Source organism: Agrobacterium sp. CFBP 3001 (assembly GCF_027871605.1).
Taxonomy (GTDB): Bacteria; Pseudomonadota; Alphaproteobacteria; order Rhizobiales; family Rhizobiaceae; genus Agrobacterium; species Agrobacterium leguminum.
The window spans coordinates 118,927-133,629 of record NZ_JAQAHD010000001.1 but is presented as its reverse complement, the minus strand read 5'-3'; the positions used below and the strand labels follow the sequence as shown (position 1 = coordinate 133,629).

The 14,703-nt window shown below is 56.2% G+C and carries 16 protein-coding genes and 1 tRNA gene; 12 read left to right on the top strand and 5 right to left on the bottom strand.

Going from position 1 to position 14,703, the window contains the following annotated elements; genetic code table 11:
- Window positions 1–48: 48 nt before the first annotated feature.
- The 3 genes from PH605_RS00650 to PH605_RS00640 form a co-directional block, all read right to left on the bottom strand.
- Window positions 49–237 (bottom strand): YegP family protein, encoded by a 189-nt coding sequence (locus PH605_RS00650; RefSeq protein ID WP_059759498.1) that lies wholly within the window; start codon window positions 235–237, stop codon window positions 49–51.
- Window positions 238–295: 58 nt separating this feature from the next.
- Window positions 296–1,021: a type 1 glutamine amidotransferase gene (locus PH605_RS00645; RefSeq protein ID WP_161987712.1), complete on the bottom strand. Its 726-nt coding sequence runs from the start codon at window positions 1,019–1,021 to the stop codon at window positions 296–298.
- Window positions 1,022–1,159: 138 nt separating this feature from the next.
- A complete protein-coding gene (locus PH605_RS00640) occupies window positions 1,160–1,609 on the bottom strand; it encodes a DoxX family protein (RefSeq protein WP_003524478.1) in 450 nt (149 codons plus the stop codon).
- Between the two features lie 145 nt (window positions 1,610–1,754).
- Here PH605_RS00640 and PH605_RS00635 point away from each other — a divergent pair, with 145 nt between their 5' ends.
- Both PH605_RS00635 and PH605_RS00630 read left to right on the top strand, forming a co-directional pair.
- Complete coding sequence (locus PH605_RS00635; protein WP_142844154.1) at window positions 1,755–2,060, top strand: SelT/SelW/SelH family protein; 306 nt, start codon at window positions 1,755–1,757, stop codon at window positions 2,058–2,060.
- Window positions 2,061–2,179: 119 nt separating this feature from the next.
- Window positions 2,180–2,266, top strand: a tRNA-Leu gene (locus PH605_RS00630).
- Between the two features lie 186 nt (window positions 2,267–2,452).
- Here PH605_RS00630 and PH605_RS00625 read toward each other — a convergent pair.
- Window positions 2,453–2,854, bottom strand: coding sequence for a pilus assembly protein N-terminal domain-containing protein (locus PH605_RS00625; protein WP_161987714.1), 402 nt, complete (start codon window positions 2,852–2,854; stop codon window positions 2,453–2,455).
- A 414-nt stretch (window positions 2,855–3,268) separates the two neighbouring features.
- Here PH605_RS00625 and PH605_RS00620 point away from each other — a divergent pair, with 414 nt between their 5' ends.
- From PH605_RS00620 to PH605_RS00580, 9 genes are all read left to right on the top strand, one after another.
- A complete protein-coding gene (locus tag PH605_RS00620; RefSeq protein WP_003524475.1) occupies window positions 3,269–3,460 on the top strand; it encodes a Flp family type IVb pilin in 192 nt (63 codons plus the stop codon).
- Between the two features lie 99 nt (window positions 3,461–3,559).
- Window positions 3,560–4,072, top strand: a complete 513-nt coding sequence (locus PH605_RS00615; protein ID WP_142844158.1) for an A24 family peptidase — start codon at window positions 3,560–3,562, stop codon at window positions 4,070–4,072.
- Between the two features lie 127 nt (window positions 4,073–4,199).
- Window positions 4,200–5,006: a Flp pilus assembly protein CpaB gene (gene cpaB / locus PH605_RS00610; RefSeq protein WP_142844160.1), complete on the top strand. Its 807-nt coding sequence runs from the start codon at window positions 4,200–4,202 to the stop codon at window positions 5,004–5,006.
- Entirely contained in the window at window positions 5,003–6,586 is a 1,584-nt protein-coding gene (locus PH605_RS00605; protein ID WP_065654703.1) for a type II and III secretion system protein family protein, read from the top strand. Before cpaB ends, PH605_RS00605 begins: the two co-directional genes overlap by 4 nt.
- Before the next feature lie 56 nt (window positions 6,587–6,642).
- Window positions 6,643–7,335 carry a CpaD family pilus assembly protein gene (locus tag PH605_RS00600; RefSeq protein ID WP_078051408.1) on the top strand — a complete coding sequence of 231 codons (693 nt, stop codon included), beginning with the start codon at window positions 6,643–6,645 and terminating at the stop codon, window positions 7,333–7,335.
- A 34-nt stretch (window positions 7,336–7,369) separates the two neighbouring features.
- The gene (locus PH605_RS00595; protein ID WP_142844161.1) at window positions 7,370–8,653 is read left to right on the top strand and encodes an AAA family ATPase; all 1,284 of its coding nucleotides are present in this window, start codon (window positions 7,370–7,372) and stop codon (window positions 8,651–8,653) included.
- A 33-nt stretch (window positions 8,654–8,686) separates the two neighbouring features.
- The gene (locus PH605_RS00590) at window positions 8,687–10,159 is read left to right on the top strand and encodes a CpaF family protein (protein ID WP_142844162.1); all 1,473 of its coding nucleotides are present in this window, start codon (window positions 8,687–8,689) and stop codon (window positions 10,157–10,159) included.
- A gap of 15 nt (window positions 10,160–10,174) precedes the next feature.
- Window positions 10,175–11,179 (top strand): type II secretion system F family protein, encoded by a 1,005-nt coding sequence (locus PH605_RS00585; RefSeq protein WP_142844164.1) that lies wholly within the window; start codon window positions 10,175–10,177, stop codon window positions 11,177–11,179.
- A gap of 9 nt (window positions 11,180–11,188) precedes the next feature.
- Entirely contained in the window at window positions 11,189–12,175 is a 987-nt protein-coding gene (locus PH605_RS00580) for a type II secretion system F family protein (RefSeq protein WP_065654708.1), read from the top strand.
- Between the two features lie 72 nt (window positions 12,176–12,247).
- On the opposite strand, the gene PH605_RS00575 is transcribed toward PH605_RS00580, so the two are convergent.
- Window positions 12,248–13,072, bottom strand: coding sequence for a tetratricopeptide repeat protein (locus PH605_RS00575; RefSeq protein WP_142844166.1), 825 nt, complete (start codon window positions 13,070–13,072; stop codon window positions 12,248–12,250).
- A gap of 142 nt (window positions 13,073–13,214) precedes the next feature.
- On the opposite strand from PH605_RS00575, the gene PH605_RS00570 reads away from it, so the two are divergent.
- A complete protein-coding gene (locus PH605_RS00570) occupies window positions 13,215–14,609 on the top strand; it encodes a leucyl aminopeptidase family protein (RefSeq protein ID WP_003524461.1) in 1,395 nt (464 codons plus the stop codon).
- Window positions 14,610–14,703 lie beyond the last annotated feature (94 nt).

Below are 14,703 nucleotides of genomic sequence, written 5' to 3'. Positions count from 1 at the left end.
TCATTTCTGGCAGGCGAAACGGTTCGAGTTCTCGCGTCGTGGCGCGGCTCAGGCCGTCATGGCGGTCAGATCGACAGTGTCGGCGCCGGGGGAGTTTCTCTTGATCGATTCGATCGCATGGATAGCCGACGCCTTCGCCTTGTACCCTTCCGACGAGAACATTGTCTCCCCGTTGGATGCCTTGAAGCGGAAACGATATTCGCCGGCCTTGTCCTGATAGATTTCGAATTTGTACATAATCTTTGCGCCTCCTTTCGCGCGGTAGTCCATCAGCCGCAACTCTGTTCGGCCTCGATCACTTTCGCAACGGAAAATCGCCGATCTGAATGAGCCGTACCCAGGCTCGAGCGATCTCCAGCCCGGCTGCATCGGCCATTTCTGCGCGCAAGCCACGGTGGTCACGATAATTCTCCAGCCAGCCCGGCGACATTCTTTCGACGGAAGCAGGAAACGCCTGGCACCAGCCATCAACCACGGCGGTCGAGGCCTCGAAATGGAATTGCGTGCCATAGACCGCCCGGCCGATGCGAAAGGCCTGATTTCGTGTCGCGCCATTGGTCGCAAGCCGCGTGGCGTCCGGCGGAAGCGTAAATGTATCGCAATGCCACTGAAAAATAGGAAAGGTCTTTTCCAGCCCGGCCAATAGCGGATCGGACACGCCCTCTTCCGTCAGGGAGACATCCTGCCAGCCGAATTCCGGCGGCCCCGAGAGAATATTCTCTCCGCCATAGGCGCGCGCCAGCAACTGGCTGCCGAGGCACACACCCATGACCGCTTTACCAGCATCGCCAAAGGCTTTCATGAGAAGGGCGAGATCGGCAAGATAGGGATAAAGCGCATCGTCAAGCGCGTTCTGTTCGCCGCCCAGAACGACAAGCGCATCATGGTCGGCGGCATCCCTTGGGAGCGACTCACCCGCATAGGCGCGGATCACATGGATTTCCGCCGCCGCTTCTTCCAGCGCTACGCCGAGTTGCCCATGCGGCGTACCCGCCATGTTTTCTATGATTGCGACGCGCATAAGACCTCGTGGAGACTACAATGGATTCAACCGGCCAAGAGTGCCGATCGAATCCAGCTTCACCACGAGAAAAATCGATTTTCAAGAGCCGCGGCGTCGTCAGTGCGACGACAGGCGGATGACCTGACCTGATGCGCCTTAGAATTCACGCGCCAGTTTGGCGTCTGCGGAATGCCGGTTGCCGCCACGAACGGCAAAGAACAGGAAAATCGCAGCCCACAGAATCGATTTTTCCGCGCCGCCCAGACCTTCCGCCTTTACGATGCCGTGAAAATAAACCGTTACCAGAAGAACGATCATGGCCGCGAAAGATGCCGGCCGTGTGAACAGGCCGATGGCGACCAGAATGCCGCCGAAAAATTCCGTGGCGGCAAGCAGCGGCGACCAGAAGACGCCGGGATAAAAGCCGAGGCTCTCCACCATGCCGACTGCGCCGAAAGGATTGACGATCTTGCCGAAACCATGGGTGACAAGAAGAAGCCCGGCCGTGACGCGCAGGATCGTCTCCACTAGATCGTGTGTCGCATTATAAAGCGGTGCGACCGCCGGAACGAAAAGACGCTGACGATTATTCTCGAACTGGGCCATAGGATCTCCACGTTTCAGCCTTCGACAGCTTCTCTGTTCGCAAAGCCGCATGATAAGAACAAGCGTACGCCCGGTAAAAACATGAGTATTATGGTTGACATTATCGTGAACATTATTGCCGCTGCGCGGTGAAGGAGACCTGAGGATGACCGAGACAAAACCCCGCATAACCATCCGCTATTGCACGCAATGCAACTGGCTGCTCCGGGCAGGCTGGATGGCGCAGGAAATCCTGCAGACCTTCGCTTCAGACGTCGGCGAAGTCAGCCTCGTTCCCTCGACCGGCGGTCTGTTCGAGATCACCGTGGACGGCACGACCATATGGGAACGCAAACGCGATGGCGGTTTTCCCGGCCCAAAAGAACTCAAACAGAGAATCCGTGACATCATCGACCCGGAGCGCGACCTCGGTCATGTGGACAGAACGAAGCATGAAGGGTTCGACACCTGACCCGGCGACATGTTTCAACAGCCCTAACCAAGTTTTTTCCCTTTAAAATCAATGATCGTCATAAAAGTTCAAAAAGCCTGTTGACACCGGGCGGCTGCCCTCGTACATCGCTCTCCGTCGCCCAGATGGCGGAATTGGTAGACGCGCCAGCTTCAGGTGCTGGTACTCGCAAGGGTGTGGAGGTTCGAGTCCTCTTCTGGGCACCATTCCATTTTTGATCTTAGCCAGATCAAGAACTTAGCCGAAAAAACAGCAACATATAGCCGACCGGTAAACGCCGGGAAGCGTGTTGCTTTTTCGCCTTTTCCACTTACAGAAAAGCTACGAACAGGCCGCTTCCGTTTTTGTCGGAAGGCCTTTTGTCCTGTCTGAAATACGATCGACCTTACCTGTTATGGCTGATCGCCACTATTTTGCGAATGCTGTTCGCAATTCGGCGTACAGGACAGAACGGTCCGCTCCGTTTGGCGGAAAACACGCACCGTATTGCCCTCGTCGATAGAGACGAGAATGCGTTCATCCACGATAGGATTGCCATCGGCATCCAGAAGCACGAGATTGGTCGTGCCGAAACTGCGACCCGTCAGAACAATCGTGGTGGCATCGGCAACCGTGGCATCGGCGACTTTGGAGTTGCCGACGATAACCTTGCTGACGGCGCGGTCGAGACGAAGGACACGGGCGTGATTCATCGAAACGCGCAAAATGTCATCCTCAGCGAAGGCGGGCTGCAGCGAACCCGATAGAAAGACGGACAAGCCGACCACAATTTTCGCCAGTTTTCCGGATGACACGCGTTTGGCCCTTGCTCACTACCCGCACTTTATTGCTCCACACCATGCGCGGTTTTAGTGAATGAAGCGTTAAATGGCGGAAATCCGCAATGCGGATGGTAACCATTCGTAATGTATTGATATTTTCACGTCTCTCCGTCGCGCGTCAAAACTGAACAGCTGCGCCTCTTTCAAAGGAAACTTTGCCAAAAGAGAGAAATGGGCAGCGTCTGAATATATTTGTTTATCAGCAAATATAAAAATGCAGACAATACTTTTTATTTTTATTTACCAAGAGAAACTCATCCTGCCGTTTACTTTGAGTTAATCGTTTTTTTTAAGCGCTTGGAAATCGCTCCGTTGTAGTTTGAACCCAACCGAACAACGGAGAACAGTTGTCGGCGTGCTGAACCAACACAAGTTAGGAGAGACCCTATGACCAAGATTTTTGCTCGTTTCCTCAAGGATGAATCCGGTGCTACCGCAATCGAATATGGTTTGATTGCTGCACTTATTTCCGTTGGCATCATCGGTGGTACCACGGCAGTCGGCGGTAAGCTGAAAGACACTTTCACTTTCATCAGCACCTCGTTCACGAACTCGAAAGCCTCCACCGGCGGCGTTTGATTGATAAAAAGTATAATGCAGGTGATTTACCCAGAATTGGGAAATCACCTGCATTTGCTATTCTTCCAGCTGAATTGAATAGATTAAGGCAGGGTAACTATGATCGTTGCAGCGATTTTTCTTATTGTCCCGCTCTGCCTCAGTTTCGCGGCCTTGAACGATCTTTTCAGCATGACGATCCCCAACTCGATAACCGTCGTGCTCTTACTATCTTTCGCTTTCGTAGCGCCCCTATCGGGAATGGATTTGCAGACTTTTATCTTAAGTCTCGCAGGCGGCCTCGCCGTTTTTCTCTGCTGTTTTATGCTCTTCGCTGCCAATGTCATGGGCGGAGGAGACGCAAAACTGCTGACTGGAGCGGCAGTCTGGTACGGCTTCGACATTTCTCTCGTAGAATTTTTACTTGCGGTGACGCTGATCGGCGGCGCATTGACAGTTGGCATACTACTGCTGAGATCACGGTCACAGGAAATCGTAGCCATCGGCATACCGATCCCTGATTCCCTTATGGTTGCCAAGAAGATTCCATACGGTATCGGTATCGCTGCAGCGGGGCTTCTGACGTATGGGAATTGCCCCCTCGTAAAAGCGGCGATCACAAGCCTATACTAGATCAGGATTTCGATCCCAATCGTTTATAGAATTGTTAACTACAAATCCAAGCACACTATTAACCATAATTATACCAATCGCGCGCCATCCTGACGGGAGAAGAATCTGATTCCCTCAAGGATCGAGCATGAAACCGTCGCGTATCTTTATTCTTTCCGTTGCTCTGGTGGCCGCCGGTCTTGCCGGCCTTGTCGCCATGCAGATTTCCGGCGCGAAGCAGGTCATCAAAAAAGCAGAAACGATCATCCAGAAAGAACCGACGGTCAACGTTCTCGTCTCTTCGGTCAATCTGCCCGTCGGTAGCCGCCTGAACGACAGTTCCGTGCGCTGGACACCCTGGCCACAGGGCAATGTGGTCGACAGTTTCATAACGGAAGTAAAAAGGCCTGACGCCATTACCGAACTCACCGGTGCGGTCGTGCGGCTGCCTCTGTTCGAAGGTGAACCGATCCGGCCGGAAAAAGTGGTCGATTCCAGCACGCGCATCATGTCCTCCCTTTTGCCGGCCGGGAAACGCGCTGTCGCCACCGAGATTTCCGTCTCGACAGGCGCAGGCGGTTTCGTGCTGCCGAACGACCGGGTCGATGTGATCATGGTCCGCAAGGGCGACAATAATAACTTTCTGACCGAAAATGTTTTGAACAATGTTCGTGTCCTGGCAATCGATCAGCAGATCAAGGAAGGCGAGGACGGAACGTCGGCAGTGGTCGGCGCAACCGCCACGCTCGAACTCACACCGGAACAGGCGAAGATCATAACGGTGGCGCAGCAAATGGCGGACCGTCTCACGCTTGCTTTGCGCTCCGTCGCCGATGCGCAGGAAAACGATACGCTTTCGGCTGGCCATCTTCTCAGCGGCGGTTCCGGACAGCCGGAAATCCAGGTGATCAAATCCGGCTCGATCGTGAAGAGCGGTCAAGGAGCTTCACAATGACCGGAAGGCTCATGACAAATCGTCTCAACCAACGCCTGCGTTCATCGATGGCGGGTGGGCTCGCATTCTGCCTGGCCTTTTCAGGCGTTCCCGGCCAGCATTCCCCCAAGTTTCTGCGCGTCAGCGAAGCGGAGGCGCAAAGCGCAAGCATCGTGCGGATTACCGAAAGCGGCACAGGCATTCGCAAGCGCTTAAAGCTGGGTTTAAACAAGGCGTTGGTCATCGACCTGCCCGAAGATGCACACGACATTCTCGTTGCCGATCCGAGCCTTGCCGATGCCGTCACCCGCACGTCCAGACGTATTTATCTTTTTGGTAAAACGGTAGGACAGACCAACATTTTCATTTTTGGTGAGGGCGGCCGGGAAATCGTCAGTCTCGATCTGGAAGTAGAGCGGGACATCTCCGGACTCGAGGCGAATATTCGCCGTTTCATTCCCGAGTCGGATATCAAGGTAGAAATCGTTTCAGACAACATCGTTCTTACAGGATCGGTGCGTACACCGCAGGACTCCGCACGCGCCGTTCAACTTGCCGACGCATTTCTAAAAGGCGGTGAGGCCACCACCCGTAATATATCTCTGACAGGCGGTGACAATGGCGGCGATGCAGCGATTTTTGCGGAGCGCCGGCAGGTATCGCAAATTGTGAACATGCTGACGATTGAGGGTGAAGATCAGGTAACACTGAAGGTTACCGTCGCCGAGGTGAGCAGACAGGTTCTGAAGCAACTCGGCTTCAACGGCTCCATCAGCAGTTCAACAAGCGGTAATGGTTTCGAATTTGCGAATCCGTCTAATCTTGGCAATGTGATCGATGGCGCGTCAAGAATTGCCAGTGGTGCGATAGGCTCGGGGTCTCTCAGATTCGCTTCTTATCTCACTGCAATGGAGCAGGCGGGCGTCATGCGTACATTGGCGGAACCAAGCCTGACGGCTATTTCCGGAGAGCAGGCAAAGTTCTACGTCGGAGGCGATTTCAGGATTGCCGGAGAACAGGAAGTCGACATCGACGAGGACACCGGGCGACCCACAATTACGCGCACGACCAATACTGTCGATTATGGGATCACGTTAAACTTCAAGCCCGTGGTGCTTTCGCCGGGCCGAATAAGTCTCAAAATTGAAACCAATGTTTCCGAACCCACCTATGAAGGCAATGTTGTAACTGGCAATTCGGGCCGCACGGTCCCAGGTTCGACCTACATGTCGGTCAGAAAGCGTGAGACCTCCACAACGGTCGAGCTTCCCTCCGGCGGATCGATCGTGATCGCAGGTCTCGTTCAGGACAATGTCCGCCAGGCCATGTCCGGGCTTCCGGGCATGTCGAAAATCCCGATTTTCGGCACGCTTTTCCGCAGCAAGGACTTCCTGCGCAACGAAACCGAACTGGTCATTATCGCAACGCCCTATCTGGTGCGGCCCGTTGCCCGCAATCAGATCGCCCGGCCAGATGATAACTTCAATCCGGAAAACGACGCCGCCATGTATTTCATGAACCGCGTCAACAAGGTCTATGGCCGCAAGGATCAGGTTCAGGCCGCGCCCTATCAGGGGTCAGTGGGGTTCATCTACAAATGACGACACGCACACAAAATCCCCTCTTCACAGCAAGCCCGGTCAGGGCAGGAAACGTCATGAAGGAACCCTATTCCTCCTTTTCCCCCTACCTTTCCGGAAGACGGACCGGCCTCGTCGTCGTTGCCGCGCTTGCCGCCGGCCTGTTGCAGGGTTGCGCACGCGATCCGATGACCACCAACGCCATTCCCGACGATTATCGCACACGCCACCCGATTACCCTGTCGGAAGCGGAGCATTCGCTGGATATTCCGGTCTCGGCCAGCGACAGTCGGCTGACCACAGCGATGGCGGATAATGTCCGCGGCTTTGCCCAGAATTATGCGTCGATGTCCACCGGGATCATCAATATTCAGACGCCGTCGGGATCGGCCAACTCGGCGGCCGCATCGCGAATGGCGAAACAGATTCGCTCGACGCTTTCCGGCGCGGGTGTGGCGCCGGGCAAGATCATGGAGACGCGTTATGCCGCTTCCCCCAATGGCGACGCCTCTCCCATCCGTTTGAGCTATGTCGCCGTTACCGCCATGACCGGTCAGTGCGGCCAATGGCCAGAGGATCTCTCGGACAATACCTTCGCCAATAAGAACTGGTACAATTTCGGGTGCGCGTCCCAAAGCAATCTCGCAGCGCAGATCGCCAATCCCATGGATCTGGTCGGCCCGCGTGGCATGAGCCCGATCGATGCCGAGCGCCGCGCGGTCGTCATCGACACCTATCGCGGCAAGACTTCGACCGCGGCAACAGATTGATGCAGACCCAAAATTTGTCACGGCAGGATAGACGATGAGCGCTGTAGAATACGATATCAAACCTAGCGGCGGCGGGGAAGCCGAGCCGCCCGTGCGCGCTTCGGATATGGATCGCCTGCGCCCCCTGCCCCGCATTTCCGTTCACGCTTTCTGCGTCAGCGACAACATGCAAGGCGTCATGGACGGATTGTCCAGCGACCGGCGCATGAGCAAGGTTACCCTGCGGGTGACCAAGGGCGATATCAATGCGGCAGCCACGATGTTTTCCACGTCGCCCACGCCCAATCTCATCGTTCTTGAAACGGCAAGCTCAACCGCCTCGCTGCTGGACGATCTCGCGCCCCTGGCGGAAGTTTGTGATCCCTCCACGCGTGTCATCATTGTCGGCCGACACAACGACATCACGCTTTATCGCGATCTCATCCGCAACGGCATTTCCGAATATCTCGTAGCTCCGGTCAATATGGCCGATCTCCTGGCTTCGATCGCCGCGATCTTCGTCGATCCGGAAGCGGAGCCGCTGGGCCGCAACATCGCCTTCATTGGTGCCAAGGGCGGCGTAGGTTCATCGACCATCGCGCATAATTGCGCCTTCGGCATTTCGAGTCTTTTCTCCACGGAAACCATTCTGGCGGATATGGATCTTGCCTATGGAACGGCGAATATCGATTTCGATCAGGACCCTGCCCAGGGCATGGCTGAAGCGGTCTTTTCGCCGGAGCGGCTGGACGAGGTATTTCTCGACCGTCTTTTGACGAAATGTTCCGATCATCTGTCGCTTTTGGCGGCACCGTCTCTTCTCGACAGAACCTACGATCTCGATCGTCAGGCTTTTCTGCCGATCCTCGAGGTTTTGCAGCGCAGTGCCCCGGTTGCGGTTCTCGATCTTCCCCACCAATGGTGCGACTGGACGCGCGCAGTCCTTGCGGAAGCCGATGAGGTGGTCATAACGGCGGTTCCCGATCTCGCAAATCTGCGCAATACGAAGAATCTCTTCGACGCTCTCATCAAGCTGAGACCCAACGATAAATTGCCGCACCTCGTTCTCAATCAGGTCGGCATGCCCAAGCGCCCGGAAATCGCGCCGGCGGACTTCCTTGAGCCGCTGGAAATCGAGCCGATTGCGATTATCCCATTCGACGCACAATTGTTCGGAAACGCCGCCAATAGCGGACGCATGATCAGCGAGATGGATGAAAAATCCCAGACGGCGGAAACCTTTTCGCAAATCGCCCATACCATCACCGGCCGCTCCGTGCTGCGCAAAAGCAGGCGCGGCGGTCTGGAAAAACTGAAGAATATTCTCAAGCGCAAGTAGGCCTTCTGCCTGCGTCCTTAGACGGAAACGCCGATGTTCGGAAAACGCGGGCCTGAAGGCCCAGCCAGAAGCACGAAGCCGGATCTTGCTGCACCTGTGCCCATGCAGGTAACGGCGGCGCCTGAACCTCGTTCTGCTGCACTTGACACTCTTGAACCCGGCCAATCACCGGTGGTGCGTCAAGCAATCGCAAGCGCACCGCTCGCGCAGAGAAAACGCGCCCGCACGGAAGACTACTACAATACCAAGAGCCAGGTATTTTCCGCGCTTATCGATACGATCGACCTTTCGCAGCTCGCCAAGCTTGACGCGGAAAGCGCGCGCGAGGAAATTCGCGATATCGTCAACGACATTATCACGATCAAGAATTTCGCCATGTCGATTGCCGAGCAGGAAGAGCTGCTCGAAGATATCTGCAACGACGTTCTTGGTTACGGACCGCTGGAGCCGCTTCTCGCACGCGACGACATTGCCGATATCATGGTCAACGGTTCCGGCCAGACCTTCATCGAAGTCGGCGGCAAGACCATCGAATCCGATATCCGTTTTCGTGACAATGCGCAGTTGCTTTCCATCTGCCAGCGCATCGTCAGCCAGGTCGGCCGACGCGTGGATGAGTCGAGCCCGATATGCGACGCCCGCCTTCCGGATGGGTCGCGCGTCAACGTCATCGCTCCACCGCTTGCCATCGACGGTCCGGCGCTGACGATCCGAAAATTCAAGAAGGACAAGCTGACACTCGACCAGCTCGTACGTTTCGGAGCGATCACGCCGGAAGGCGCTACATTGCTCAAGATCATCGGTCGCGTCCGCTGCAATGTCGTTATCTCGGGCGGCACCGGCTCGGGTAAGACGACGCTTCTTAACTGCCTGACGAGCTTCATCGACAAGGATGAACGCGTCATCACCTGTGAAGACACCGCCGAACTGCAGCTGCAGCAACCGCATGTGGTGAGGCTCGAAACGCGTCCGCCCAATATCGAAGGGGAAGGCGAGATCACAATGCGCGATCTCGTCAAGAACTGCCTTCGCATGCGGCCCGAACGCATCATCGTCGGCGAAGTGCGCGGACCGGAAGTTTTCGACCTTCTGCAGGCCATGAACACCGGTCACGACGGTTCGATGGGAACGCTGCACGCCAATACCCCACGCGAATGCCTCAGCCGTATCGAATCGATGATCGCCATGGGCGGCTTCACACTGCCGGCCAAAACCGTGCGTGAAATCATCTCAGGATCGATCGATGTCGTCATTCAGGCAGCGCGTCTGCGTGACGGCTCGCGCCGGATAACCCAGATTACGGAAGTGATCGGTATGGAAGGCGATGTCATCGTCACCCAGGATCTGATGCGATACGAAATCGAAGGCGAAGATGCGAACGGCAAGCTGATCGGCAGGCACGTATCGACCGGCATCAGCAAGCCCAATTTCTGGGATCGTGCACGCTATTACGGCGAAGAGAAACGCCTGGCAGCCGCGCTCGATGAGATGGAAAAGACATCCTAAGGGAAAGCGACTGCCATGGACCCGACAATAGCGTTACTGGCCGTACTTGTCGCCATCTCGGCAGGAGCACTCGCCTACGTCTTTCTTTTCCAGCAGATAGAGGTCGAGAAAAAGACCACCAGCCGTTTCAAGCGGGTGCAGGCCGCAGAGACGGATCATACAAACATCAAAGCTGCACGAGACCGCGTCCAGGAACTCAGCAAGCGCCGCAAATCCATGCAGGACAGCCTGCGGGATATGGAAAAAAAACAGAATGAAAAGGCGAAAAAAGCGAAGAATGTGAGCCTGCGCGACAAGCTGGTGCAGGCTGGGCTGGCAATCTCCGTTCGGCAGTTTCATCTCCTGAGCGCAGGTGCTTCGGCTTTCGCCACTCTCATCGCGCTTCTATATGACCTATCATTAATAACCTCGCTGCTCATAGGCGCAGTGGTAGCTTTAGGGCTGCCCCGTTGGGTATTGGCGTTCATCCTCAAGCGCCGGCAGAAAAAATTCCTTGAGGAATTTCCCAATGCGCTGGATGTCATGTGCCGCTCAATCAAATCCGGATTGCCGCTGAATGACGCCGTGCGACTGATCGCGTCTGATGGTCAGGAGCCGGTGAAAACAGAGTTTCAGCGGGTCGTAGATGCGCAGCAGGTTGGTATCGGGATTCCCCAAGGGATAGAGCGCATGATGCTGACCATGCCGCTTTTCGAAGTCAGCTTCTTCAGCACCGTCATCAATATCCAGGCACAGGCGGGCGGCAATCTTTCGGAGGCATTATCCAACCTTTCAAAGGTATTGCGTGACCGAAAGAAAATGCGCGCCAAAGTGAACGCTCTATCGATGGAGGCAAAAGCGTCGGCCGTCATTATCGGCGCATTGCCTTTCATTGTGATGCTGCTGGTGCACTTCACGTCGCCCGACTATCTCGCGGTCCTCTTCACGGATATGCGCGGGCACATCATTCTGGGTGCATCCGGGCTATGGATGCTCATCGGAATTTTCATCATGCGTCAAATGATCAATTTCGATATTTGAGGGTCACCGATGACAGGAAATCTCCTTTCAGACCTGACGAATCCGCAAACTATAATTGCGATTCTTGTAACAGTGGCGGTTTTCGCCACCCTTTATACGCTCATTACACCTTTCTTCGAACGAAAGGACTTTGCCAAGCGAATGAAGGCCGTATCGTCCGAACGGGAACTTATTCGCAGCCGCGAGCGCGAGCGTCTGGCAACTGCAACCAGAGACGGCAAGGCCTCCCTGCGTGGCAACAACAACAAGTCCGCACGGCGAATCGTCGAAAAATTCAATCTCCAGGAAGCGCTCGCCGACAAGAACACAATGAACAAGCTGCGAGCGGCCGGTTTTCGTTCGCAAAATGCGCTTAATACATTTCTTGCCGCCCGATTCATATTGCCGTTCATTTTTCTGGCCGTCGCATTCACCTGGATTTTCGTTCTCGGAAATCTTGCGGATAAAGCCTTCTTCATTCGACTGATGGCCGTTCTTCTTTTCGGCTATATCGGCTTTTATGCTCCCAATATCTACGTTTCTAACCGCATGACCAAGCGACAGGTCTCGATCAAGCGGGCTTGGCCAGATGCACTTGATCTCATGCTGATCTGCATCGAATCCGGTGTTTCGATGGAAGCGGCCATGCGCCGCGTGGCGGAAGAGATGGGAGAACAGTCGCCTGAACTTGCGGAAGAAATGATCCTGACGACAGCGGAATTGTCCTTCCTTCAGGACAGGCGTGTCGCGCTTGAGAATTTTGGTATGCGCACACAACTGGACGGTGTCAAAAGCGTGGTGCAGGCCCTCATCCAGGCGGAACGATATGGCACGCCGCTCGCACAGGCTCTGCGTGTTCTGGCGCAGGAAGGTCGAGACGAGCGAATGAATGAAGCTGAGAAAAAGGCCGCAGCGCTGCCGCCCAAACTGACTGTACCGATGATAGTGTTCTTCCTGCCGGTTCTCATCGCCGTTATTCTCGGGCCTGCCGGCATTCGTGTCGCCGACACGTTCTAACGACGGAAACGCGCAGGAGCGAAACCGGAAATCGTTCGATCAGGGCAACCCTTCTATACCTGCGAAAGCGTATCAACCAGCCGGCTTGCCGTCCTTTTTCGCCAGTTGCTGCCAGGAGTTCTGCTGCGAAAGCATGGCACGCAGATAGGTGAGGTTTGCCTGTGCCTGCTGCGCAGAGAGCTCCTGAACCGCGATGCGCTCGGCTTCGGCAAAGCGGCCCTGTAGACCGACCACGAGTGCGAGATTCTGGCGAACGCGGCTATCGGCGCCCGGCTGGGCGATGGCGGATTGCAGATATGTTTCGGCAGTGCGCGGATCGCTCGACAGAACATAGGACATGCCGAGGTTGGACAATACGCTCGGGTCGTTCGGCTTCAGGTCAAGCGCCTGCCTGTAGCGGGAACGCGCCTCGTTCGAGCGTCCAAGCTGATCGAGCACGGCGCCCTCGGCGGAATAAAGCCGCCAGTCGGGCCTGTCCGGCGTCTGCGCCCGCTGGATGGTCGAAAGCGCCTGTTCCAGCTGGCCGGCAGCGGCCTGCGATTTGCCATAGGCGGCAAGGACATCGCGGTCGGCCGGATTGGCGATGGCGATCTGCTGCATGACGGCGAGAGCCTGTGTGTTCTTGCCGGTCATCATCAGCACGCTGGCATAATTCATGCCGACCGATTTATCCTTGGGACTGCGTTCATAAGCTTTGCCGGCGCTCTCCTCCGCCTGCCGAAGCTGCTCCATGTTCATGTGATCATAGGAGCGCGTGGCGGCGGGAATGGAGCCGGTGGACATGCGATCAGGCTTGTTGGTGCTCGCGCATCCTGAAATCGCAAGAACCAATGCGGCAAGACATGCTCCCCGCAGCAACCCTGTCCGGCCTGTCTCGCCCAAAGAAAATGCAGTCATGGCAGCGCCCCCGCCCAAGAATGATCAATCTTGCGCCCGACACACGACAGACTCACATGACGCAACTTTCGCTTAAGCAATAATCTGTTAACCCTAACAGAGCGTTAATCGCACCGATTCTCGACATTTACGGAAGCATACAATGGCGCCCTATCAGTTCATCGAACGCCCGACCCCTTTCAGCTCCAAGGCCGGCAGCACATTGCCGGTTTTCGCCGTCACACCGGCCCATATCGAACAGGGCGCCATCGATCCTGTCGCTCTGGATTGGGCGAAGAAGGCGGGGTTCAAGGCGGAGGCAGGCGCCATCCTGCTCGTTCCTTCCGCCGATGGTTCGCTGGGCGGCGTGCTTCTCGGCCTCGGCGGCAATCCCTCGGAAATCCCCTTCATCACCGGGAAACTCGCCCGTGAACTGCCGGAAGGCGAATGGCACATCGAGACCGCACCCCTGACGGCCAATCGCCTCGCTCTCGGTTTCGGTCTCGGCAGCTACCGCTTCGACAAATACAAGACCACCAAGACGAACGGGGCAAAGCTCCTTATTCCGCAGGACGCGGAAGACGGCGAGATCAAGCGCGTACTGGCCGGCGTTTTCCTTGCGCGCGACCTCATCAATGTTCCGGCCAACGACATGGGGCCGGATGAGCTTGAGATTGCCTTTCGCGCGCTTGCCGCCCACTACAAGGCAAAGGTGAAGGTCACCACCGGCGATGATCTGCTCAAGGAAAACTTCCCCCTGATCCATGCTGTCGGCCGGGCCAGCGAAAGCGCGCCGCGGCTTCTGGAGATGAACTGGGGCAAGAAGGGCAATCCGCGCCTCACCCTTGTCGGCAAGGGCGTCTGCTTCGATACAGGTGGCCTCGATATTAAACCTGCCGCCTCCATGGCGCTGATGAAGAAGGATATGGGAGGCGCGGCCAATGTGCTCGGCCTTGCGCTGATGATCATGGATGCGAAGCTGCCGGTCGATCTTCGCGTTCTCGTGCCCGCGGTCGAAAACTCCATCTCCTCCAATGCCTTCCGCCCCGGCGATATCTACCGCAGCCGCAAGGGGCTGACGGTGCAGATCGACAATACCGACGCTGAAGGCCGTCTTGTTCTGGCGGATGCGCTGGCCTATGCGGACGAAGATGCGCCGGACCTGATGATCGACATGGCAACGCTGACGGGTGCCGCACGCGTCGCGCTCGGCCCGGATCTGCCGCCCTTCTACACTGATGATGAGGATCTGGCGCATGATATCGCGGAAGCCAGCATCGATACGGACGATCCGCTGTGGCGCATGCCGCTCTATATGGGCTACGACAAGGATATCCGCTCACGCGCAGCCGATATCACCAACGCGCCTTCGGGCGGCATGGGCGGATCGATCACCGCCGCCCTGTTCCTGAAGCGTTTCGTTACCAATACCAGGCGCTGGGCGCATTTCGATATTTACGGCTGGTCTCTGAGCGAGAGGCATCATTCATCGATCGGCGGGGAGGCGCAGGGTATCCGCGCACTCTTCCATTACATCGCACATCAGTTTGCGAAGTAATCTGCTTATAGGTGCAGGCTTCCACGGGCGCTTCCTCAACCGGAGCGCCCGTTCTCAATTCAGAGCATTTTCCGGGCGGAAAACCGGGCTCCAC

Excerpts from the sequence above, each read along its gene's own strand:
- PH605_RS00650 (WP_059759498.1), bottom strand. The coding sequence starts at position 237 with ATGTACAAATTCGAAATCTATCAGGACAAGGCCGGCGAATATCGTTTC.
- PH605_RS00645 (WP_161987712.1), bottom strand. The coding sequence starts at position 1,021 with ATGCGCGTCGCAATCATAGAAAACATGGCGGGTACGCCGCATGGGCAA.
- PH605_RS00640 (WP_003524478.1), bottom strand. The coding sequence starts at position 1,609 with ATGGCCCAGTTCGAGAATAATCGTCAGCGTCTTTTCGTTCCGGCGGTC.
- PH605_RS00635 (WP_142844154.1), top strand. The coding sequence starts at position 1,755 with ATGACCGAGACAAAACCCCGCATAACCATCCGCTATTGCACGCAATGC.
- PH605_RS00620 (WP_003524475.1), top strand. The coding sequence starts at position 3,269 with ATGACCAAGATTTTTGCTCGTTTCCTCAAGGATGAATCCGGTGCTACC.
- PH605_RS00615 (WP_142844158.1), top strand. The coding sequence starts at position 3,560 with ATGATCGTTGCAGCGATTTTTCTTATTGTCCCGCTCTGCCTCAGTTTC.
- cpaB (WP_142844160.1), top strand. The coding sequence starts at position 4,200 with ATGAAACCGTCGCGTATCTTTATTCTTTCCGTTGCTCTGGTGGCCGCC.
- PH605_RS00605 (WP_065654703.1), top strand. The coding sequence starts at position 5,003 with ATGACCGGAAGGCTCATGACAAATCGTCTCAACCAACGCCTGCGTTCA.
- PH605_RS00600 (WP_078051408.1), top strand. The coding sequence starts at position 6,643 with ATGAAGGAACCCTATTCCTCCTTTTCCCCCTACCTTTCCGGAAGACGG.
- PH605_RS00595 (WP_142844161.1), top strand. The coding sequence starts at position 7,370 with ATGAGCGCTGTAGAATACGATATCAAACCTAGCGGCGGCGGGGAAGCC.
- PH605_RS00590 (WP_142844162.1), top strand. The coding sequence starts at position 8,687 with ATGTTCGGAAAACGCGGGCCTGAAGGCCCAGCCAGAAGCACGAAGCCG.
- PH605_RS00585 (WP_142844164.1), top strand. The coding sequence starts at position 10,175 with ATGGACCCGACAATAGCGTTACTGGCCGTACTTGTCGCCATCTCGGCA.
- PH605_RS00580 (WP_065654708.1), top strand. The coding sequence starts at position 11,189 with ATGACAGGAAATCTCCTTTCAGACCTGACGAATCCGCAAACTATAATT.
- PH605_RS00575 (WP_142844166.1), bottom strand. The coding sequence starts at position 13,072 with ATGACTGCATTTTCTTTGGGCGAGACAGGCCGGACAGGGTTGCTGCGG.
- PH605_RS00570 (WP_003524461.1), top strand. The coding sequence starts at position 13,215 with ATGGCGCCCTATCAGTTCATCGAACGCCCGACCCCTTTCAGCTCCAAG.